Below are 20364 nucleotides of genomic sequence, written 5' to 3' on the forward strand. Positions count from 1 at the left end.
ACCAGACTTAATACGGGTCAATGATGATGGGTGTCCCTACAATTACGTTCGTCTGGTGATTATATCCGTCCCAGTGTAATGCCACTTGGAGATTCATCTTCTTACCGTTTGATAGAATATATGTTGGGCCTTCCGAGGAGTATCCGGAAATGCTCGTCACAAGAGTGGACGATAGGCCCTCCGTCCTCTCGGCCTTCACTGCGACAAAGGCTTTGCTAATGACATGATCGGTTTGCTCCTGCGAAAGTTTGGGTTTGACGTGCCCGGTGATATAAGCATCAAGTTGTGGCGATATGTGTAGACGCCGCAATTCAGTCGATACTGCAGACATCTGAGGCGCCAGTTCAGCTACATTGCCTGTTTCGTTTCTTGCCCGAAGGACAAGTATCGTTGAGTCTGGCATGCCATCCGTCATGTGAAAGCTGCTCAGGACAATCGACAGGCTCGTCTTTGTAGACCATGTGCTGCTAAGTTCGATGATGTGTTTGTCTTGCCCCACACGCTTCCCAGCCTTAACGTTCGTAAGTCCAAACTCGGATGCGATCGTCTCGGAAAGGTTCTGTAAATCGGAGACTGACATGAACTGTTGGTTTACGGTACTGTAGTCGTGGATCACAAAGCTCGTTGCCTTCGCACCAGTCGCATTAAAACTCTGCGTAAGATACTCCGCTTCTTTTCGGGGTACAGGCGCTTCAGAGTTACTCGCCATGGCCGGTAACACGTGGCCGAAGATTGTGAATGCCAAGACGCCACCGACTACCCATACGATCATTCGTTTCATGTCATCTCACTCCGGTGCAAGCCTCTTAAATCTATCTTTTACAAAGAGAGGCCAGAGTATACCGGGATCGCCTTTCTCAGGGGACACAGTGGCCGCCATTTTTCACTTCAAATGACGGCATGAATGGTATGGTGACATCGTGGCGGCAGTGGCTTTTGTAAACTGTCTTCGTGAGCAAAGTATCAAAAGACAAAAGGGGTGAGGTGGCTATGCGACCGCCGCCTCACCCTACTACATACAAGTCGTTCGGGCCTTCGCATTTCTCTGGTCACTTTGTTGAATTTGTCTGATTGCCCATGTCCATAGTTCCGTTGGACATATTCATCGTCCCGTTGCCCATATCCATAGTTCCGTTGGTAATGTTCATCGTTCCGTTAGACATATCCATGTTGCCCATACCGCCGCTGGAATTGCTGGAGGCTCCTCCGCTTGCTCCGCATCCTGCGAGCGCAAAAACCACAACTACACCGGATATCGCCACGAGCTTCTTCAATTTCATCGAAATCCCTCCTAAAAACGGAGTCGTCTAGTCCGAGGTTTGATCTTTTCTTGCTAAAACACATGTGCCTCTAGCACAGTAGGCGGGGCAAGGCGTGTCACCAAAACTATAGTTGAGCACTATGAAGAAAATATGAATTTCGAGACACCCTGGGAAGATTCGACGGTTGTCGTTGCACTTCATACTTTCTTCAAAATCGAGGTGTAACCTAAAAGTCAAGGTCATCACTGGAGATCATCAACAGTTTAAATAGCAGGGTGTTTCCATGCAGAAAGACATTCGGCGTGGCGCTACCATCTTTACGGTCGCCGGTGTAATCCTTCTCGGATTTATTTACTTGGTTGTGCAATACAGTCGGTTCAACACCCCGGTTGGGATAGGGGACACGGCGCCCAACATTCAAGAAAGGACGGTTTCAGGTCAATCCTTTTCTCTTGAGGCGTTACGTGGGAAACCAGTTCTGCTCAATTTTTTCACAACATGGTGTCAACCCTGTATTGAAGAGACTCCGGACTTAATTTCGTTTGCGAAGCAGTATGGCAATGACATTCACGTCGTGATGATCGACCGGGGAGATGGGCCAGTTATGGTCCAACAGTATGTATCCAAATACCACATACCGAGTAACATCACGGTCGTGCTAAGTCCGGATGACAAATGGTCCTCCCGCTACGGAGTAACAGGACAGCCGGAAACGTTCTTTATCACAGCGGACGGAGCTGTGATGAGCCACTTGATCGGACCGCTGGCAGAATCGCAGATGCTTTCCTATGCCAAGGCGGCGGGTTGCAGATGTCATCCTACGCAGAGACAGCGGGGCTTCGTAGAGGAGGGTGGATGAAGAGTTGACGTTAGGTACGCATCCAACGCTTTGGTTAGCCTTCCTTGCAGGGGTACTTTCCTTTTTGTCCCCTTGCTGTCTGCCACTGTACCCGAGCTACATCTCGTACATCTCAGGCGTTACGTTCAATCAATCCGGTGAGCAAACGATCAATCATCGCTTGCGGGCACTGACACACGGTGTTTTTCATCATCGGATTTTCAATCATTTTCCTGGCCTTAGGATTATCGGCCACCCTGATTGGTCAGCTATTTGTTGGTTATCGAAATGTCATCCGAATCGTCGGTGGCATTATCGTGATCGTGATGGGGCTGGCGCTCAGCGGCCTTTTGAGACCTAAGTGGCTTATGGTGGAGAAAAAGTGGGAATTCCGAGGGGAGGGGACCAGTTACCTCGGCTCGGTACTGGTTGGCATTAGTTTTGCGGCGGGTTGGTCTCCGTGTATTGGGCCGATTCTTTCCGCTGTATTGGTGATGAGCGCAACGGAGAGTGCCATGGGTATCTCACTCATTACCGCATACATCGTGGGATTCGCCATTCCGTTCTTCATTCTGGGATTGACGCTAGGGTCTGTACGGAAGTTGGCAAAGTACGGCGCCATACTTTCGAAAATTGGCGGCTACATCATGGTTCTGCTTGGGGTACTGCTTCTCACGAACAGTATGTCTCGGATCACGGTGTGGCTTATCAAGCTGTACGGGGGATTTACCGGATTCTAATCCTTGGGAGGTATGAGGATGAAAAAACCACTCAAGTGGACGTTGCTCTCCGTTGTGATTGGGGCCTTGATCGTCGGTGTCGGAATGGTTGGCTTCAAGAAGCAGAGCCCAGAGGCTGCTGCAAATGTTCCCGTTGCCCCACAACAAGGGTATCGCATGCCGCCTTTTACTTTGACGGAGTACCCGGATAATAAAACAATCGACACAAAGGACCTCATCGGCAAGCCTATTTTCATCAATATTTGGGCTTCGTGGTGTCCGCCTTGCCAGGAGGAAACACCGGACATTGTGAAGGCATACAAACAATACGGTAGCAAGGTTGTGTTCCTCAGCGTGAATGCCACTTCCCAGGACAATATGCCGGATGTGGAACAGTTCATAAAACACTATGGTATAACCTGGCCCGTGGCTCTCGATAAAAACGGCGAGGTATTGCAGGAGTACAACATTGTAGGGTTCCCCACCTCATTCTTTGTCAACCGGCAAGGTATTATTACCGATGTCAATGTTGGTCTCATCACAGCCCAAAACCTGAATGACCAACTTCAGAGGATAACAGAGTAATGTTGTATTCATTGCTTCAGAGAATCCCGTCCGTTTGGATTGCCCTCGTCGTCGGTGGGCTTGGTGCTTGGGTGTACTTGAGAACCGTAGGGAACAATGATCCCGTTACGGACGCCATCAAAGACCGGGTGTCCGGTGTTGTGCTGGTGTACATTTTTTTCAGCAAATTTGTCGCCGGGTTGATCTTTCATCCAAGCCCCAATTTGAGGGACGACATTTTTTCAATGCTCGGAGGGTCTGGGACGAATGGATGGCTCGTTGGGATCTTAGCCGCCATGCTGTACCTGCTGTATGGACTCCATACAGCGAGGGTGTTGGGACGAAGAGCGTTTGCCGTAGCAGCAGAGGGTACCATGATTGGCAGTATCTTTTTCTTTGCCTATCTTGCTGTCGTGAACATAAATCCGTTCCGCTTGGAATTCAGTCTTCGATCCATTGGGGCAATTTTATTGTTGCTGTGGGCGGTGCGAAAACGTGCTCAGTTGGTAGCTCATCCTCAGCGTTTATGGGCCGCCTTTGAGGCCTTGCTGTTCGTAACCTCTGTTCTTGCTTTACGTACCACGGTGCTTTTCGTCTTCAGTCCAGCGCAATGGCTATTCATCGGAGTCATTGCGGGATCCCTCGTCATCGAGGGCATTGCGGATCTAAAGGGATTGCCCGATTCACCGCAAACGCATCTTACGGAGAAGGGCCAAATACAGCATGATTTCAATGAGGACCAGAATGCATTGAATGGCCCAAATAACACTGTGATCGACCATACCAACGAGCATGACGCTCATTGAGACGCTCATGAGGTTTGCTATGCAGGCCTCAACCATATCCAGCACATTAAAGGGTTTCATCATGAACACGATAGGCAGGCAGACCGTGACCACAGGGATAACGACGGCTAAACTCTTGCTACCGGTTGTCAATTCGATAAGCATGGCGAAGATGAAAGCCAGGGACATACTGTTGAGCATACACACTCGCATCCGGATGAGATTACTCACGTAATGCATCTTGACTACGGTTTGATAGCATACGTAAAAGCCGATGATTGAACCGACAAAGCTCGTGATGAGCAACAATGCCAGCACTCCAGACACTTGAATATGTGTACCTTTTAGAGATATATGCAGTGTCAGCGACACGCTTGACCGAGGAAGCTGCGAAGATGAGGAGTTGTGTTGATGAATAAGTTCGTCAACTTCATGCTGTTTGTGTAGGTGTTGAACCGCCGTACCCGGCGTATGGCCACCCACCGACTTCAGTCATCTCTCCCATGGAATGAGACGCTGTACAGCGAACTATCACATGAAAGATCATGAAGTCGGAGTTGGTGGGTGATTTTATCATTCGGACAAGGCCTTTATGTTATACGGATCCGAAACACCTGCATATTGCAGAACAACATCCATGCCCGCCGATGCGTGATGCAAGTCATGGCAATGGAACATCCACAGGCCTGGATTATCCGCCTTAAAGGCGATGTCGTAGGTTTCCCCAGGCAGAACTTCCAGTGTGTCGAGATACACAGTGCTGCCTGTCAAGGCCTTGCCATCACGGGTAAGAACTTGAAAGTCGTGTCCATGGAGGTGCATTGGGTGAATGTACCCGCTCTTGTTTTCAATGTGGACCTTCACGGTATCCCCCGTCTTGACGACGAACGGTGGTACGTCCGGAAATGCCTTGCCATTGATTGTGTAGACCATGCCGCTGTTGTTCATGGCGACGCCAAGGTCCATGTTGAATGTCTTGTCAAACTTCTGGTCTAATGTGAACGCCTGAACCCCTTTGGGCGATCCGTTGCCGTAGTGGGTGAAGTCAAACCACGGTTCAGCTTGGACGTTGGGCATATCAGACATGGAACTCACGCCGGAGGCCGTGATATCGCCGATGGTTGCCCGAAGCTGCATGCGCTCCGTCATGTTGGGGTCCCCACTAACCAAATGGACCATCCCGCTCTTTGGCATCGTGAACTCCACGTCGTATCGCTGGGCTGCCCCAATCGGCAGAAGTTCGTTCTCAATCAGCGTGGGATTTGCAATGTCGTGTCCATCCATAGCGACCACCTTGAACGGGGTGCCAACCAGCGTCATAAGGTGTGTCATGTTGCCTGCATTCACGAGTCGCAGGCGTACAGTCTGTCCCGGCTTAGCTTCGAGCATGGTTTGCCCGCTGGCGGTCTGGTTGATGGTATACGCATCGTACATGTTCGCCATTTCAGCGACGGCGCTCTTATCCATGTCTGTCACTTGGAAGCCATTTGTACGCAGCTTCGGCGAACCCATATTCATGTTACCCATGTCACCCATGTTTCCCATACTCATCCCGCTCATGGAATTCATGTTCCCCATGGACTCATTATCAGACGATGACGGGGACGTGGACCATTCATGTAAGAGCAGCGTGTAGTCTCTGTCCGGTACAGGGGTCGCCTGGTTTTTCGGCAGGACCACGATACCGCCAAACAGCCCAAGGCCTATCTCTTGAACACTGTTGATGTGGGAGTGATACCAGTACGTCCCCGCTTGACTTGCGACGAATCGGTAAACATAGCTGCCGCCAGGTGCGATGGGGTCTTGGGTCAATCCGGGTACACCGTCTTGGGAGCCGGGAACGGAAATCCCGTGCCAATGGATTGTGATGGGGACACTGAGCTCGTTGTGGACCGTGACCTCGACGAGATCGCCCTGGTGGACCGTCAGGAGTGGACCTGGGGCCGTTCCGTTGAAGGTCATGGTCTTGACGGTTTTTCCGTTAAGGGTGATGGTCTTTTCCTGGGCAGTCAACGTGAAGGACTGTACGGGCGCCCCGGATGGCGGGTTTGCGACGTAGGCGGATACAGGGATGAGCTTTTCATTCGCACTCGTCGCTTGGGCCAGCGGCGACATGGATGCATTCGACACCTTGTGCGTCGACCAGGCATAATAGCCACTGCCGCCGGCGATGGCAAGCACGGCTGCTGCACTGTAAAGGACAACGTGTTGCTTTTTCACGTTACACACTCCTAACTCTGAATGGTGTCCCGCAAACGGTTGTGAGTGAACCATTGCCAGTGTAACGATCGATTGTGAAGATGGTATGAAGACCGGGGAGCGTAAAGAAATCGTTACGTTTGCGGGGGATAACGAAGATGAAGCGGCAACACACCATCATGGTTGCTGATGACGAAAAGAAGATTGCTGATGTGTTATCGCTGTATTTGGAGCAGGCCGGCTATGATGTCGTTTGTGTCTATACGGGCACGGAGGTTTTACAGCGCCTTGACGAGATAAATCCGTCACTCATCATTCTTGACCTCATGCTGCCGGATCTGCCGGGGGAACAGGTATGCACCATGGTACGTGCTCGTTCGGCCGTACCCATTCTGATGCTGACGGCTAAGCATAGAGATGAGGATCGATTGAAGGGGCTTCAAATTGGCGCCGACGACTATGTGACGAAGCCGTTTAATCCGAACGAGGTGGTGGCCCGAGTTCATGCCATTTTACGCCGTACACAATTCGACCACCCACTGGCGGATCGGATGGAATATCGGGATGGCGATTTGGTCATCGATGCACTGCAGCAAGTGGTGTACAAAGGCGGGGTGAACGCTGATTTGACCGCTACGGAGTATAAACTGCTCACGACCTTGAGTCGCCATCCAAAGCGGATATTCAGCCGGGAAGAATTGATTGAACGGGTGTTCGGACTGGACTTTCGGGGGGATGTACGGACCATAGACGCCCATGTGAAAAATCTGCGGGCGAAAATTGAAGATGACCCCAAAAACCCGGTGTACATCCACACTGTCTATGGAATGGGATATCGGTTTGGAGGGGACAACGATTGAGTCTGCGAAAGAAGATCATTCTGGCATTCTTCATAACCGTGTCAGCGATGTTGGTAGCCTTGGCTTTCATCCTTCAAGCTGAGGTTCACCGCCACTTTCTGTCGGTGGTCTGTCCGGAAATCAATTCGGTGTCGCCGTCGTTGACCCAACAAATTCAAGCCCATTTCGAGCAGGCACTCACACAGAGTTTACTGTGGACGGTTTTGGTATTCGTGGTGGCGACAGCAGGTGTGGCGGTATTGGTCTCCCGAGCCATCACTCAACGAATCTCCGTGATGCAGACACAGGCAATGGAAATTGCGCACGGAAAGTGGGGGACGACCATCCCTGTCGAGGGCCATGATGAACTGTCTTCGCTTGCCAACACCCTGAATTACCTCTCGCAGGAGTTGGACAAGCAAGAGCAGCTCCGGAAGGATCTCATGCAAGACATTGCGCACGAACTGCGCACGCCGCTGACCACCCTGCGTTCGCATATCCAAGCGTTTTACGACGGACTGTGGGAGCCGAACCGGGAACGGCTCCAGAGTTGCTTGGAGGAGATCGAGCGGTTTCAAGCTCTCGTGTCATCTGCAGAGACGCTTTATGAGGCGGATACCGCACCTGCGACACCGACCTCGGATGTTCCGCAGACGGAGTTGTCCGAGATTGCCAAGTCTACGGTACAGCTTTTCGAGCCAAGGTGTACAGAAGCGGGTATCACATTGGAATTGCGTTGGTCCGGGGCTCCTGTATGGGCCTCGGTTGAAGAGCAGCATGTATCACAAATTTTACGGAACCTGCTCGACAATGCCGTGAAATATACGGCCCATGGGGGAAACATCATAGTCACGGTTGGCATCCAGGAAGGTAAACCCTATTTATCGGTTGAAGACACCGGCATCGGGATACCAGAAACGGAAATCGACAATATTTTTGAGCGCTTCTATCGGGTAGACAAATCTCGGGATCGAAGGACGGGCGGCAGCGGTCTCGGGCTTGCTATTGTAAAACGGCTTACTCAACTGTCCCAAGGCTCGATCCATGTCGAAAGTCGCGTTGGAGAAGGATCGACGTTCACTGTGACCTGGCCAAAATGAACGCCACGTTGGTGGCAAGCCAACATGACTATCCTCCAGCGCTATGGGGATCTGTTGGGGGCGGCCACAATGAGGCGAAACACATCGACGAAGCCAATGAAGCGCATATCCTGAATCGAAAATCCCGCCATCCGGAGGTTGTCCATTGTTCTGCGGTTGACATTCGCCCCTGTTATCCGGACGATGAGGGGATTGAGCAGATGAAGGGCGATAGCAATGGGGAAGTGGTCGCTCAGCATGTGTTCAATCATGAGAAGGCGTCCCTCAGGCTTCAGAACCCGACGGATTTCCAGAAGCCCGGCAACGGGATCGGGGACAGAGCAGAACACGCAGGTTGACACTACGAAATCAAATGTGTTGTCGTCGAACTGTAGGTGTTGCACATCCATTTGCACTAGCCGTACCTTCGCACGGCATTCTTTGGCACGCTTTTGTGCGTACGACAACATGCGGGGACTGAAGTCAATGGCGGTGACGTTCACATTCTCAGGGTAGAATTTGAGGTTGGCGCCAGTTCCAACTCCCACTTCAAGGACTTCACCGTGCACACGGCCGATCAATTCCGCCCGGTACTTGTCATCCACCATTCGATCCATCTTGTCGAACAAGGGGGCAATTCGATCATATCGGCGTCTGATTTTCTCCGTAATGCTGGTCAACTTTGGTCACCCGCCCTTAACCTTGACTTCAGCATTCGCCACCGTGCTCCTCTTGGAGCGTAACATAAAAATGACCCACTGTTTCCATTGTCTTGCGGTCGACGTTTGTCCCAATAGGCGACATAACGGGTCAAGGGAGGCACCAACGGCCCCCCCTTGAGCCATTCAGTTGCTGTGTGCCTGTCTGTAATGATCAGAATTATGATGAGATGCGGAGTCTGCTTGTATTTCCTTGGCGAGGCGGTCGTACTGCATCTGTAACTCCTCGAGCCGAACTCGTAAATCCGCCATCTCTTCCTCTTTGGAGTTGAATTTCCGTTTCGGTGCACCCTGCATGGAATTTCCGTCGTGTCCCCCGTGCATGCCTTTCATCATGAAAGCCATCATTAGGGGACATGCCAGTAACGCAACGACGGTTCCAATGGTTTGCAACATCGACATCTCTCCTCGTCACATGTCTTCACAACCTTCAATACCAGCAAATTGTGAAGAAAGTATGGAACCAGATAGTCTCAAAACACCATTTTCAGGCTCGTAACGTGTGCTACCTTGAAAAAGGGGAACTGAGGAACGTTCACTGCCGTTTCAGGTGCTCCTTCATTTCTTCAAAAGTTTCGGTATCGATCTCGCCTCGAGCATACCGCTCCCGCAATATTTGCTCAGCGTCCAACCTTGAGGAGTCGGATTTTTTCGTGATCCTGTCAAGAAGGAAAATTACCAAATAGATAACAGCTACGAGGATGACAATCCATACCAGCATGGTCAGCCATCCTCCGAACATGCCAATTCCAGAAAGGCCATACATCATGACTGCTCACTCCTGATTGAGAGAGGCTGATCTGTGGGTAATGATGAGAACGGGGTCGAGGAAATCCTCAACCCCGCCGAAACCAAATTTACTCATTTCTGAGCCTGCCCGAATTGGCTCATGAAGTTGCTACACGCTTGGATCATCGCTTGACCTTGGGGTGTGTTCAGTGCCTGTTGCATCATCTGTTGAGCCTGTGCAGGCGGGGTGTTCGTCGGTGTTGTAGTGGAGGCGAAGACATTCGGTAATGTGACACCTCCAATTACCATGCCGACTGCGAGCACGGGTAACGTCCAGAGAACTTTCTTCAACATGTGACACACCAACCTTTCTGTAATGAGATTTCTTTCTTCGACTTTGTTATAGGTCGTAAGTGTGGAGAAAGTATGCAGATGATGTGACGAATTTGCTAACGAGATACGGAGCTGCACATTTCAAGACAAGGGGGTATCTATGTGAAAAAGGTCCTAATCGTGGACGACGAAGCCCAAATGCGGAACCTCATTCGGATATATCTCCAAAGTGCGGGGTATTCCGTGGAGGAGGCTGTGGATGGGATGGATGCACTCCACGCTATCGACCGATCCCGACCGCATGTGGTCATTTTGGACATCATGATGCCGGGGATGGACGGCTTTGAGACATGCGCTCGGATTCGAGATAAGGATCCGGAGATCCCCGTCCTCATGCTCACGGCAAGAACCTCCATAGAGGACAAGGTGTCTGGGTTGTCTCAGGGGGCTGACGATTACCTGACGAAACCGTTTGACGGAAGAGAGCTGGTGGCAAGAGTGCAAGCCTTGATTCGCCGGGCTCATTTGGACGAGACAAGTGAATTGAGATTTGACAACATCGGTTTGGTGATTGATATGACGAGGCGAACCGTGGTGGCAGGCACTAAGCATATCTCACTCACGCCGAAAGAATTTGAGTTGATGCTGCTTCTTGCTCGTCACCCTGGAAGAACGTTCTCAAGAGAAGAGATACTCGAACGAATTTGGTCCAACGATTACGAAGGGGAAACACGGACCGTGGACAGTCATGTGAAAAACATTCGGGAAAAACTCCGGGATGCGGGACTTGAGCCCAGCCCCGTGAAAACGGTCTGGGGTATTGGGTATAAATTCGAGGTGGAATCGTGATAAGGAAGAACCTCGCCGTCAGAATCGGGTTAGCCATCATGGGTCTCATGCTTGTGGTATCCATTGTCCAATACATTGCACTTGGACAGTTGTTGCGAAATGCTTTTTATCAGCAGTCGGGATTGGAACTCATTGTCCAGGGACAGCAGTATGCCAACATGTCGTCCATGGGTGGCACCATGATGATGCAGATGTTGTGTACGACATCCGACACATCTCTTGTGATGGTGGGTACAGATGGGAACATCATCACAGCCTCCCCATCGCTTCATCTCGGAAAGCCAGATGCATCAGACAGCTCAACGATTCGAACGGCACTCAGCGGTCAGAGTGAACTGCACGGAGGTTACAGCAGCTTATTTGGAAACAGTGGCATCATGGCGGCGGTTCCGATAGGTAGTACGGGCAAGATTACGGGAGCCGTGGTCCTTTTCCGGCCTGAGGGGATCGTCGAGACTGCATTTCACCATGTGGAGTGGCTCCTACTGCTGGTTGGTGTTGGAGGCATCCTTGTTGCTCTGGGGCTTACCGTGATTTTGTCGAACCGAATTGCGGGGCCGCTTCGGCAATTGGCGGCGGTAGCAAGGGAGATGAGCCGAGGCGATTACAGCTCAAAAGTTGAGATCACTGGCGACGATGAAGTCGGAAAGCTTGGTGAAGCCATTAACGAGCTTGCAGCAAACCTCCAGCATTTAGAGACATCTCGAAAGCAATTTCTCGCTGATGTTTCGCATGAACTTCGAACCCCGATGAGCTACATTCGTGGTTACAGTCAAGTTCTCGCAGAAGGGCTGGTTCAGTCGCCGAAAGAGAAGGAGGATTATCTTCGGATTATTCATGACGAATCCATACGCCTTGAAGGTCTGATAAATGACCTCTTCACCTTGGCACAATCAGACGCAGGAATGTTGAAGATTGTAAAACAGCCCATACAACTTGAGGATGTGGTTTACTCCGTTGTAGATCGAATGCGCAAGAAAGCGGAAGATAAGGAGATTGAAATTCAAGTATCCGTTTCTCCATTGCCACGAATTGATGCGGACTCGGCTCGCCTGGAACAGGTTCTCGTGAATCTCATCGATAACGCTATCCGTTATACCCCACCCCGTGGGCGAATTGAAGTAAGCCTGATAAGGCTCGCTGACTGGGCCGAAGTGAAGGTTTCCGATACTGGTGTTGGCATCCCTGCGAAGGACTTACCACACATCTGGGATCGACTTTATCGAGTGGAGAAATCTCGTTCCAGGGTAGGTGGTGGTACGGGACTCGGACTGTCCATCGTGAAACAAATTGTGGAGGCCCACGGTGGCACTGTGCAGGCCGAAAGTGCAGAAAACGTGGGTACGACAATCACTGTTCGGATTCCACTGCATGGGTCGGACGCACCACAGGGCTAGTCGGCTGTGTCACATTTTGTTCTCAAGTTCCCCACACTTTCTTCACACACTTCTTTTACCGTAAGGGGTGAAGACGGTGAGGGGAGATGGACCAGTTGAAACACAAAGATTGGTTCGTCGCTGGGACACTGGTCACCATCGGTCTCCTCCTTCTTTTCGCCGCCAGTACCGGCATGGGACCGGTATGGTGGAACATGGGTTGGATGATGGCTTGGGCGATGCTCGTTCCATGGGCGGTCTTTATCATTTTGTTCGTGTTGGTGATGTCTCTTAGCAGTTGGGGTGTTTCAACGGTTGCCCGCACCTTCATGAGACATCAGTGTCCAGTATGTCGCCATCATGTAAAGGCGGATTGGAAGATCTGCCCGAACTGCGGTGCTCAACTCGTAAGTGTCGGAGAGAAAGTGAACCATTCCTAGCTTCTAACCTGCAAAGATATCCGGGGATTAGGGTGGTGTCATGCAGAGAACTATGTACGTGATCGGCGGCGGACTGCTAGTGACCTTATCGGTAGCGCTGTTGGTCTTTCAACAAACAAGGACCAGATCCGCTCAAAGTTTGGCAACGTTCAATAGCCAAGTGCAAGCTCAAGTCGGAGAAGTGGATTGGCAAAACAATGGTGCGAATCGGCAGCGTTTAGTTCAAGTGATTCAAGGCCAGGTACCACAAGTTTCAACTGGGATCGTGAAAACAGACACCGATTGCACACCCGATTCGCAGGGACTGAGCCATTGCCACGATGTAGTTACACTGTCGGATCACACGCAAATCACGGTGATTGATACGCACAACATGAGCCGACATCGGTGCCTACGACCGAATGAGTCAGTGACCGTCGAAAAGATTGCACCTTCCTGGGCTAAAATCATCGTGAAAAGCGACTGAAGTCCTCGAAGTAGTCCTTTTGGACCAGATGCAGACTAGAAGTTCATACAAATGTTATTTAAATTGGAATATGAAGGGAGGTGAGGCACATGGGGTGCTGTGGAGGAGGACGCTCTTGGTACGGATACGGCAATCCGTATCCATACGGCCAACAGCCGCAACAACCGCAGGAGCCGGTGACCAAGACCTCGCAGGACACACCGCTGGAACTCTTAAAACAGCGGTTGGCGAAGGGTGAGATCACCCTGGAGGAGTACGAGAAGCTCGCCAAGGTACTGTCTTCGTAACAAGGCCCGGCCCCGAGAAGTTGTGAAGGAGGTGAGCCCAAATGGCGTGCTGCGGATCAAAACACAAGCATGCTTATAAACAGAATCAGGAACGCCATCAGCAGCACGAATGCTGCCACGACCATACACAGGGGCAGCCGAACGAGTCCTCTCAGTTGAAGCAAGCAGTCCATGAAAAAGAGTGCTGCCACGAACATCAGCATCCTCACGGTCACTGAATTTAGTGGCACGGGCCGACTGGTGAAGCAGACTAGCCGGCTCGTGCACCCCACTCAGGAGGTGGCAATATGGCTGGGTTTACGGAATTGATGCTACCCGTAGAAGCGATGACTTGTGCTTCCTGTGCAGCTCGGATTGAGAAAAATGTCGCCAAGTTACCCGGTGTCCGAGAGGTGAACGTGAATCTTGCTTCGGAACGGGCACGTGTTGTACTGAATGGCACTACGGCCCTTCGATCAACCACATCGTACCACATGCCGGTTCTATGTCGTATTTCTACGACTCTATCTCTCTTTAGCAACAATCTTTGCGAAAAGAGCCTTCGTAAATTGGGACGCATTCAGGGAGGGCTTGCTGAATGAACGGCGAGGGAAGTTTGTCTCGTTCAAGTCATTATCATCATGGTGCGAGTAGGTCAAGAGCGTCAGAAAAGGCGATAGGCAGTTCAATCGGTTCTATTCTGATTGCGATCGTCGCTTCGTCCCACCACTGGGTACATATGTTGCTGATTGCTCTGGGGCTTGGTGCGGTCGGAGCGGGGCTATTCACGATGCCGATACCCATTCGAATCGGGCTCTTGGTTGTGTCGGTCGTCGTATCGATAGGAATGCTCTTTGTCGCTTGGCGGAAGAGGACGAACAACAAAGCTGTGGCTTGGGTGTATTTTATCTCGTCCGTCGTTTCTCTGGTGATTATCGCGACATCCGTTCCAATGTGTTTGTCAATCGAAAAGTTGACCAGGTTGCTAATCGAAAAGTTGACCACCTCAGGTAAAGAAATCTGGCTGTGGGGCTCATCAGTTGGAAGGAACCCTCTTGCACAGCCAGCATTGAGACAATGAAGTTATCTCCAAAGTATCTTCAGAGCAGGTCTAGTAAGCGAAGCTCGTCCAAAATCCGTTCCACCGTCTCCTCTGCCATCTTGGCGGAATAGCGCCGGTGTGGCTCCAGCACATAGCTCCACTGTCTGTCCTTTCTACTGCCAACCAAGCGTACAATCATCCCACCGTTTACTGTTTCAAGAAGTCTCCCACTCAGAAACCGGCCGTCAACGAGGATTTGGACTGCCATGCCTGTATTGGTGGGAATGGATTGGTAGCCCATATCGAAGCACCAGCTCTCTGTATCAAGCGGATCGTATCGCAGGATTCCTTCAATGGTCTTCATAAGGTCTCCTCCATTCAGGTATGTTGCAAACGTTTCTGGCTTTCACGGAATCGGTAGGATTCACCCTCAAAGAGAAGAATGTGTGAGTGGTGGGTGAGTCGGTCAAGCAGCGCTGTCGTCAATGTGGCGTCATGAAAAACCTCTGTCCACTGTGCAAACTCCAAATTCGTCGTCACCAGGAGACTGCCTTTTTCGTATCGGTCGGCGCAGAACTGGAACAGAAGCGGTCCGCCCTGGGCAAGGGATACGTATCCGAGTTCATCCAGACATACAAGGTCGTACTTGTCCCATGACCGCAAGTATCGAGGCAGGCGGTACTCGGATTCGGCCTGCAGCAGTTCCTGTACGAGTTGCATCACAGTGACGAAGCGAACCCTGTATCCAGCGGCAATGGCGGACAGCCCAATTGCAATCATCACATGGGTCTTACCGGTCCCGCTGGCGCCCATGCAAATCACGTTCTCTTTGCTGCGAATGAACTCGCCTTCTGCTAGATGCAGAACCCGTTGCTTTGGTAATGTAGGGATGGCGGTGAAGTCGAACTCCTCGAGTGTCTTGTATGCCGGGAACCGGGCCTGGCTTGTATACGTTTGTAGACGACTCTGTTTGCGGGACTCCATTTCCTCCGCCAAACATGCGGCCAAATACTGTACCATGGACTGCCCATTTGTTGCAGCATCCCGAGCCAACGACTCATACGCCCTGCGTAGCCCAGGCATCTTGAGTTCCTTGCAGTAGATGTCAACCATAGCGGCATGCACGTCGGCTGTCATCAATGAATCACCCCCTTCACCAAGGAGTCGTAGCGAGCAGGGTTCTGTCTTGCCAACCGGTACATCTTGAGTTCATCAGGAACCTGCATTGCCGGCGAAGCTTCGGATTGAAACAGGTGCTTGCGAATCTGTTCGGCGGTTACTACGTCTGGGCCAATCTCACTGATCGCATTCAGAATGTCTTTGGCTGCAAAGGTTTGGTGCAGCAGGAGAATGGCCACAAAGTCCTTGTAACCATCTGGCCGGCTGTTTGTCATCCGCACCCGGATCCGTTGGTATACCTCCGGCAACTGCCGGACAACGGCCGCATGCGTTGCAGCATGAGGTTTGTAAGCAAGGACAGGGAGGTAATGCTCGAGTTGTAAAAATGTCTGCTTTCGCTCATGGCAGCGAATGTGTGTGGCGACGACTCGCCCCCGGTCCAGCAATTCAATCTCCTCGGCGTGTGATCGCAGTGTAAGCGTCTTGCCCACATAGATGCTGGGTACGGAGTAGCGGTTATGATCGAAGCTCACCAGGCACAGTTTGTTTACGACCACCGGGCGAGTGGTGACGCAAAGATGGGGATGAACCGGAAGTGGCCGCAGTGCAGAGCGTTCCTGTTCCCACTTTGTCCAACGCTTGTTGCGTTCCTTTTCGCACCAGGCAAGCAGCATGGCGTTGAATGTCGCCAAATCCGGGACATCCGGCACCGGAACGCAGACGTGACGGCGAACAAAACCGACACCATGTTCTACACCACCTTTCTCGTGCGGTTCACCAGGTCGACAGAAGTCACTATCAAACAGGTAGTGCGCACGAAGGCTGGAAAGCAGGCTATGCTCGTCCCGCATTGGACCGGCGAGAATCTTCGTGACGGCGGTTTTGGGGTTATCGTACCGAACATCGTGAGGAACTCCGCCGAACCATTCAAATGCCAAGCGATGGCCTTCCAGAAAAGCTTCGATCTTTTCGGTGGAGAAGGCGTGCGCAAAAATCACGCCGGAGTTGCGTAGCCGAATCACAAACATGTGCACATCGGTTTCTTTGCCCTTGATCCTAACAACGACTCGGCCAAAGTCTGCTTCAGCCAGCTCGCCGGCATCTGCTGCTAAGGGGACGAAAGCTTCCTTTGGGCGGTTTCGGATACGGCGAACCCAATAGCGAACCGTAGACTCGGCGGCGGTGAACTCCTCACCATACTCTTCCTGAAGACGTTCGTAGATTCGGGAGGATACATAGTGTTGCTTTTTAGGGAAGTGCTCCTCCTCCTGAATCCACGCCTCAATCACCGGAATCCATCGTTCCATGGCTCGACGAGGACGAGGTTTCGTCAGTCGGTACTTCGGTACTTCCACATCCTCCAGCATCTTTCTCACCGACTGCCGGGATATCTTGCATTTCTTACTCAGTTCGTGGATCGACCAACCGTCCACAAAGTGCCGCTTTCTGATAAACTCTTTATCGACCATCCCGTACACATTCCTTCCCCCCTGTACCCAGAGTCTTCGGACAACTCTAGCGTACAGGATATGGATGACGGGGTGGTCAACTTTTCAGTTATCAAGGAACCTCCACGTGGTCAACTTTTACGTTATCAAACACATTCCAACCCTGGTGCAATCCGCTGCGCCGTCCGTGCATCAGGAGCACCATCACAATGGAATGTAAACAGAAAGGAGGCTCCTTTGCCATGTGGCAAACGATCTTGCTGATCGGAGCGGTTCTTCTCTGCCCTTTGATGCACCTGTTCATGATGCGGGGCATGCATGGAAAGCAACATGAACCCATTACGGGTCATCTCACGAAATGGGGCCGGTGAAGATCAAACGCATCACCCGGCGTTTCAGCTCATGAAGCCATCAACGGATACAAATCAACCTGCACACCATCATCATTGACGAGTAAACGAGTCGTCCACGGAGGGTGGTCCATATGGTACATGGCGTGGGTCAGGATGAGTATGGGTTGTGGACTGCGGTCATTTTCGATGTCGTTGTTTTCGCCTTATTCACCTACTCGGCATTCAAGCCGCAGACGAAAAGGGATTGGCGCACTCTGGGAGTGTTTTGGGCGTTTCTTGTCGCCTTATTTAGCGAGATGTTTGGGTTTCCGCTCACCATATACATTCTGACTTCTGTTTTAGGCAAGAGGTATCCGGTGCTCGACCCATTCTCTCACTACAACAGTCATCTGTTGGTCGCTTTGCTAGGCGGTTCACCGATTCTATTCACTATCTTGCACCTTTTGAGTAACCTTTTGATTTTCGCAGGATTACTCCTTATCGCAGTCGGGTGGCGTCGCATACATGCGGGAGGCGGCCGGTTAGTGACAGGCGGCATATACCGTCTTGTACGACACCCTCAGTATAGCGGTTTTATGCTGATGATCGTCGGGTTCCTCATTCAATGGCCGACGCTCATTACGCTCATCATGGCTCCGATGTTGCTGGTGATGTATACAAAGCTGGCGAAAAAAGAAGAGCAGGTCATGATTGAGACCTTTAGTGATGAGTACCTTTTGTACATGAACCGGGTTCCTCGATTCGTACCAAGATTGATTCGGGTGAACGAGGTGTTTTAATTGGATACAGCACGTGTGGTCGAAGCGTTGTCGTGGCTCGTGATTATTGTTGGCACAGCATACTTCTTGTTTGTCATGTTCGGAGAGAGAGCTCATCCCAATAGGTAAGGTTCATGAGTGACGGGAGGGGAATTCATTGCATCCGATTTTGTTTCAGTTCGGTCATTTCATGGTGAGAGCTTATGGTCTGGTAGTCCTGCTGGCCATTTTCCTTGGGGCACAAGTTGCGATCACGTTGGCACGGTTTACGGCAAAGAAATTCGAAGAGCACATCGTGCCACTCGTGTACACGGTGGTCATTGCGGCGATCATTGGGGCACGGTTCTGGCAGGTATTCTTTTTTGAACCAAGCTACTACTTAGCACACCCGGTGGAAATCATCGCCATTTGGCAAGGTGGTCTGTCGATACAAGGTGGGATCATCGGAGGGATCCTGGCTGGGATTTGGTACAGCCGTCGTCACCATCTGCCGTTTTGGGAGTTGGCGGACACGTTGGCACCTGCGATCATCTTAGGTCAGGGAATCGGTCGAATCGCCTGTTTACTCAATGGCGATGCGTTTGGATCGCCGACCGGAGCAAGTTTTGGTCTGGTGTACCCTCCTGGAACGCTGGCGTATCAGACGTACGGTAACCAGCCACTTTGGCCGGCGGAGGTTTGGGAAAGCCAAGCGGATATGGTTATTTTCGCTGTACTGTTTGCCTTGTCTCGCAGACGCATGCCGAAAGGGACATTGTTCCTGACGTATAACGTCCTCTATGCGGCGGTAAGATTTGGCTTGGAATTCTTGCGTGGTGATAGTCCGAGATATCTATTCGACTGGACAGCAGCTCAGTGGACGAGTGTAGCTGTCATTATAATGTGCGGCCTGTTGATGTTCTGGCTCGTAAGCGGACAGCGAACCATTGAAATGGGGTAACTGCATAGACGATCAGTCTTGCAGTGTACCCCGTTTCGTACAGGTGCTTGCCTATTCGACCGAAATATCATCAAATGGCCTTGGCTATTTTGTCCAGGACGGACATGTTTACTACCGTATTTGCACATAGCGTCGCAATCGCACCTTAAGTCAGGAAACAGGATGTACGAAATTTGTAACGACTTATTTTGCCGGATCGAGGGCCTGAGGAGTTGAGCTTGGATTTCCTTCTCCCTTTTCTTCGGGGCCACAAGAAACAGTTTACAGAAGTGAGGAGCAAGTGACAGTGATAGATCATGCAACCGAAGAATACCCGAATATATCGAAGTGCTTTTTTCCACTTCGAAGGCACAGACGACCTGCCCGTCCTCATTGAGCCACATCACGTCAATCAGAGAAATCGTATTGAGGACTTCGTTCGGGACACCGTGGATGTGCAGGTGCCGTAAGGAGAACTCACCGAGTTTTTGTCCGCCAAACTCTCGGCTATGATCGTTCCTGGCAATCCAGACTTGATACCCAAGGGAGCGCCCTAATCGGGCTAAATGGTACTGCATCTCGCTGTGTTCATTTTCCTCTTGCAGATCCTCCAATACTTCCTCATGGCGTTTTCGTATGGTTTTCGTGCGTTTTTCGCCCTCCTCCGCTATCTGTTCAGCGTTCTCCGCAATTACGATTCTTCCCGTACCTATTTCGAATAGCAAACCGGCTATTGCGCCCAGGTCTTTGGAAAGTTGGTTTCGGTGCTCATTGTTTAACTCTATAATCTTCTCTCGCATGTCGAGATAGGCCGACCACGATCCAAGCTTGATTTTGTCATGGAACCGCGTGTTAAAGCCATTAGCGATGGCGGTATTAAACGGTGGAAAAAGAGTCGGGTGCAGAAAGTATAAGATGTTGGCGACGGCAGGGCCGAGTCCTTTGATTTGCAATTGGTCAAGCTTCAGAATCTCTTCGATCACCTGCGTCTCATTGGACGCTTGTAGACATGCCTTCAAGAACCTTCCGAACGCCAATTGGTTTGCATCATTCTCGTAGATGTCAGGGATTCGCAATTTCGGTTTCCAGAAGAATGCATGCGCTGCGCCTTCGAACACTTGCATCTGCTCAGAGATTGCCGTGACGACCACTTCGAGGCTGGACCCTTTGAAATCTGTGCCGAAGGTACGCTGTTCGATGTCAGAGATCACGTCGACAAGTCCACGTTTGATAGTACGAAAAGCCTTTAATCTATCCTCGCT

The 20364-nt window shown here is 51.2% G+C and carries 25 protein-coding genes and 1 pseudogene; 15 read left to right on the forward strand and 11 right to left on the reverse strand.

All coding sequences use genetic code 11. From position 1 onward, the window contains the following. Nucleotides 1-7: 7 nt before the first annotated feature. A complete protein-coding gene (locus tag AAC01S_RS06100) occupies nt 8-781 on the reverse strand; it encodes a YwmB family TATA-box binding protein (RefSeq protein WP_067620423.1) in 774 nt (257 codons plus the stop codon). 268 nt (nt 782-1049) lie between these two features. After that, nucleotides 1050-1280, reverse strand: coding sequence for a hypothetical protein (locus tag AAC01S_RS06105; RefSeq protein WP_067620426.1), 231 nt, complete (start codon nt 1278-1280; stop codon nt 1050-1052). 265 nt (nt 1281-1545) lie between these two features. Here AAC01S_RS06105 and AAC01S_RS06110 point away from each other — a divergent pair, with 265 nt between their 5' ends. The 4 genes and pseudogenes from AAC01S_RS06110 to AAC01S_RS06125 all read left to right on the forward strand — a co-directional run bounded on the left by AAC01S_RS06110 (nt 1546) and on the right by AAC01S_RS06125 (nt 4189). Continuing rightward, nucleotides 1546-2121, forward strand: coding sequence for a TlpA family protein disulfide reductase (locus AAC01S_RS06110; protein ID WP_067620429.1), 576 nt, complete (start codon nt 1546-1548; stop codon nt 2119-2121). Between the two features lie 4 nt (nt 2122-2125). After that, a pseudogene (locus tag AAC01S_RS06115) lies at nt 2126-2840 on the forward strand (cytochrome c biogenesis CcdA family protein). A gap of 18 nt (nt 2841-2858) precedes the next feature. Then, a complete protein-coding gene (locus AAC01S_RS06120) occupies nt 2859-3404 on the forward strand; it encodes a TlpA family protein disulfide reductase (RefSeq protein WP_067620432.1) in 546 nt (181 codons plus the stop codon). 140 nt (nt 3405-3544) lie between these two features. Continuing rightward, a complete protein-coding gene (locus AAC01S_RS06125) occupies nt 3545-4189 on the forward strand; it encodes a hypothetical protein (RefSeq protein ID WP_157071073.1) in 645 nt (214 codons plus the stop codon). Between the two features lie 552 nt (nt 4190-4741). Here AAC01S_RS06125 and AAC01S_RS06135 read toward each other — a convergent pair. Next, entirely contained in the window at nt 4742-6388 is a 1647-nt protein-coding gene (locus tag AAC01S_RS06135) for a multicopper oxidase family protein (RefSeq protein WP_083511570.1), read from the reverse strand. Nucleotides 6389-6525: 137 nt separating this feature from the next. On the opposite strand from AAC01S_RS06135, the gene AAC01S_RS06140 reads away from it, so the two are divergent. Continuing rightward, entirely contained in the window at nt 6526-7227 is a 702-nt protein-coding gene (locus AAC01S_RS06140; RefSeq protein ID WP_067620445.1) for a winged helix-turn-helix domain-containing protein, read from the forward strand. Continuing rightward, nucleotides 7224-8306 carry a sensor histidine kinase gene (locus AAC01S_RS06145; protein WP_067620448.1) on the forward strand — a complete coding sequence of 361 codons (1083 nt, stop codon included), beginning with the start codon at nt 7224-7226 and terminating at the stop codon, nt 8304-8306. The genes AAC01S_RS06140 and AAC01S_RS06145 overlap by 4 nt, the downstream gene beginning before the upstream one ends. A 41-nt stretch (nt 8307-8347) precedes the next feature. Here the strand turns inward: AAC01S_RS06145 and AAC01S_RS06150 are convergent, their stop codons facing one another. The 3 genes from AAC01S_RS06150 to AAC01S_RS06160 form a co-directional block, all read right to left on the reverse strand. Further along, nucleotides 8348-8965 (reverse strand): class I SAM-dependent methyltransferase, encoded by a 618-nt coding sequence (locus AAC01S_RS06150; RefSeq protein ID WP_067620451.1) that lies wholly within the window; start codon nt 8963-8965, stop codon nt 8348-8350. A gap of 165 nt (nt 8966-9130) precedes the next feature. Beyond that, entirely contained in the window at nt 9131-9400 is a 270-nt protein-coding gene (locus AAC01S_RS06155) for a DUF2933 domain-containing protein (protein ID WP_067620454.1), read from the reverse strand. A gap of 139 nt (nt 9401-9539) precedes the next feature. Beyond that, complete coding sequence (locus AAC01S_RS06160) at nt 9540-9773, reverse strand: SHOCT domain-containing protein (protein ID WP_067620457.1); 234 nt, start codon at nt 9771-9773, stop codon at nt 9540-9542. A gap of 455 nt (nt 9774-10228) precedes the next feature. Here AAC01S_RS06160 and AAC01S_RS06170 point away from each other — a divergent pair, with 455 nt between their 5' ends. The 5 genes from AAC01S_RS06170 to AAC01S_RS06190 all read left to right on the forward strand — a co-directional run bounded on the left by AAC01S_RS06170 (nt 10229) and on the right by AAC01S_RS06190 (nt 13484). Further along, nucleotides 10229-10915 (forward strand): response regulator transcription factor, encoded by a 687-nt coding sequence (locus AAC01S_RS06170; protein WP_306307170.1) that lies wholly within the window; start codon nt 10229-10231, stop codon nt 10913-10915. After that, a complete protein-coding gene (locus AAC01S_RS06175; RefSeq protein WP_067620463.1) occupies nt 10912-12312 on the forward strand; it encodes a sensor histidine kinase in 1401 nt (466 codons plus the stop codon). The genes AAC01S_RS06170 and AAC01S_RS06175 overlap by 4 nt, the downstream gene beginning before the upstream one ends. Nucleotides 12313-12407: 95 nt before the next feature. Next, nucleotides 12408-12731, forward strand: coding sequence for a zinc ribbon domain-containing protein (locus AAC01S_RS06180; RefSeq protein ID WP_067620466.1), 324 nt, complete (start codon nt 12408-12410; stop codon nt 12729-12731). 40 nt (nt 12732-12771) lie between these two features. Further along, nucleotides 12772-13197, forward strand: coding sequence for a hypothetical protein (locus AAC01S_RS06185; RefSeq protein WP_157071074.1), 426 nt, complete (start codon nt 12772-12774; stop codon nt 13195-13197). A gap of 89 nt (nt 13198-13286) precedes the next feature. Then, a complete protein-coding gene (locus tag AAC01S_RS06190; RefSeq protein ID WP_067620472.1) occupies nt 13287-13484 on the forward strand; it encodes an SHOCT domain-containing protein in 198 nt (65 codons plus the stop codon). Nucleotides 13485-13540: 56 nt separating this feature from the next. Here the strand turns inward: AAC01S_RS06190 and AAC01S_RS20060 are convergent, their stop codons facing one another. Then, the gene (locus tag AAC01S_RS20060; RefSeq protein ID WP_281178114.1) at nt 13541-13675 is read right to left on the reverse strand and encodes a hypothetical protein; all 135 of its coding nucleotides are present in this window, start codon (nt 13673-13675) and stop codon (nt 13541-13543) included. Between the two features lie 135 nt (nt 13676-13810). Here AAC01S_RS20060 and AAC01S_RS20195 point away from each other — a divergent pair, with 135 nt between their 5' ends. After that, a complete protein-coding gene (locus tag AAC01S_RS20195; protein WP_370670812.1) occupies nt 13811-14065 on the forward strand; it encodes a cation transporter in 255 nt (84 codons plus the stop codon). Nucleotides 14066-14563: 498 nt separating this feature from the next. Here AAC01S_RS20195 and AAC01S_RS06205 read toward each other — a convergent pair whose 3' ends face one another. From AAC01S_RS06205 to istA, 3 genes are read right to left on the reverse strand one after another with little or no spacing between them, the layout of a single operon-like run. Then, the gene (locus tag AAC01S_RS06205; protein WP_067620480.1) at nt 14564-14869 is read right to left on the reverse strand and encodes a hypothetical protein; all 306 of its coding nucleotides are present in this window, start codon (nt 14867-14869) and stop codon (nt 14564-14566) included. 14 nt (nt 14870-14883) lie between these two features. Continuing rightward, nucleotides 14884-15642 (reverse strand): IS21-like element helper ATPase IstB, encoded by a 759-nt coding sequence (gene istB / locus AAC01S_RS06210; RefSeq protein ID WP_067620482.1) that lies wholly within the window; start codon nt 15640-15642, stop codon nt 14884-14886. Then, entirely contained in the window at nt 15642-17093 is a 1452-nt protein-coding gene (istA, locus tag AAC01S_RS06215; RefSeq protein ID WP_067620584.1) for an IS21 family transposase, read from the reverse strand. The genes istB and istA overlap by 1 nt, the downstream gene beginning before the upstream one ends. 221 nt (nt 17094-17314) lie before the next feature. Here istA and AAC01S_RS20200 point away from each other — a divergent pair, with 221 nt between their 5' ends. The 3 genes from AAC01S_RS20200 (at nt 17315) to lgt (ending at nt 19123) form a co-directional block, all read left to right on the forward strand. After that, complete coding sequence (locus AAC01S_RS20200) at nt 17315-17443, forward strand: DUF2933 domain-containing protein (protein ID WP_169794019.1); 129 nt, start codon at nt 17315-17317, stop codon at nt 17441-17443. 113 nt (nt 17444-17556) lie between these two features. Next, entirely contained in the window at nt 17557-18204 is a 648-nt protein-coding gene (locus tag AAC01S_RS06220) for a methyltransferase family protein (RefSeq protein ID WP_067620485.1), read from the forward strand. Nucleotides 18205-18340: 136 nt separating this feature from the next. Further along, nucleotides 18341-19123, forward strand: a complete 783-nt coding sequence (gene lgt / locus AAC01S_RS06225) for a prolipoprotein diacylglyceryl transferase (RefSeq protein WP_083511573.1) — start codon at nt 18341-18343, stop codon at nt 19121-19123. Here the strand turns inward: lgt and AAC01S_RS06230 are convergent. After that, nucleotides 19036-20313: a type II restriction enzyme NmeDI-related protein gene (locus AAC01S_RS06230; protein WP_174520827.1), complete on the reverse strand. Its 1278-nt coding sequence runs from the start codon at nt 20311-20313 to the stop codon at nt 19036-19038. The two genes, lgt and AAC01S_RS06230, sit on opposite strands and share 88 nt — an antisense overlap. Between the last annotated feature and the right edge of the window lie 51 nt (nt 20314-20364).

The organism is Alicyclobacillus acidiphilus NBRC 100859 (genome assembly GCF_001544355.1).
Lineage (GTDB): Bacteria > Bacillota > Bacilli > Alicyclobacillales > Alicyclobacillaceae > Alicyclobacillus > Alicyclobacillus acidiphilus.

What these genes read in the sequence shown, in the direction of transcription:
- AAC01S_RS06100 (WP_067620423.1), bottom strand. Translation starts at nt 781, where the DNA reads ATGAAACGAATGATCGTATGGGTAGTCGGTGGCGTCTTGGCATTCACA.
- AAC01S_RS06105 (WP_067620426.1), bottom strand. Translation starts at nt 1,280, where the DNA reads ATGAAATTGAAGAAGCTCGTGGCGATATCCGGTGTAGTTGTGGTTTTT.
- AAC01S_RS06110 (WP_067620429.1), top strand. Translation starts at nt 1,546, where the DNA reads ATGCAGAAAGACATTCGGCGTGGCGCTACCATCTTTACGGTCGCCGGT.
- AAC01S_RS06120 (WP_067620432.1), top strand. Translation starts at nt 2,859, where the DNA reads ATGAAAAAACCACTCAAGTGGACGTTGCTCTCCGTTGTGATTGGGGCC.
- AAC01S_RS06140 (WP_067620445.1), top strand. Translation starts at nt 6,526, where the DNA reads ATGAAGCGGCAACACACCATCATGGTTGCTGATGACGAAAAGAAGATT.
- AAC01S_RS06155 (WP_067620454.1), bottom strand. Translation starts at nt 9,400, where the DNA reads ATGTTGCAAACCATTGGAACCGTCGTTGCGTTACTGGCATGTCCCCTA.
- AAC01S_RS06160 (WP_067620457.1), bottom strand. Translation starts at nt 9,773, where the DNA reads ATGATGTATGGCCTTTCTGGAATTGGCATGTTCGGAGGATGGCTGACC.
- AAC01S_RS06185 (WP_157071074.1), top strand. Translation starts at nt 12,772, where the DNA reads ATGCAGAGAACTATGTACGTGATCGGCGGCGGACTGCTAGTGACCTTA.
- AAC01S_RS06190 (WP_067620472.1), top strand. Translation starts at nt 13,287, where the DNA reads ATGGGGTGCTGTGGAGGAGGACGCTCTTGGTACGGATACGGCAATCCG.
- AAC01S_RS20195 (WP_370670812.1), top strand. Translation starts at nt 13,811, where the DNA reads ATGACTTGTGCTTCCTGTGCAGCTCGGATTGAGAAAAATGTCGCCAAG.
- AAC01S_RS06205 (WP_067620480.1), bottom strand. Translation starts at nt 14,869, where the DNA reads ATGAAGACCATTGAAGGAATCCTGCGATACGATCCGCTTGATACAGAG.
- istB (WP_067620482.1), bottom strand. Translation starts at nt 15,642, where the DNA reads ATGACAGCCGACGTGCATGCCGCTATGGTTGACATCTACTGCAAGGAA.
- istA (WP_067620584.1), bottom strand. Translation starts at nt 17,093, where the DNA reads ATGGTCGATAAAGAGTTTATCAGAAAGCGGCACTTTGTGGACGGTTGG.
- AAC01S_RS20200 (WP_169794019.1), top strand. Translation starts at nt 17,315, where the DNA reads ATGTGGCAAACGATCTTGCTGATCGGAGCGGTTCTTCTCTGCCCTTTG.
- AAC01S_RS06220 (WP_067620485.1), top strand. Translation starts at nt 17,557, where the DNA reads ATGGTACATGGCGTGGGTCAGGATGAGTATGGGTTGTGGACTGCGGTC.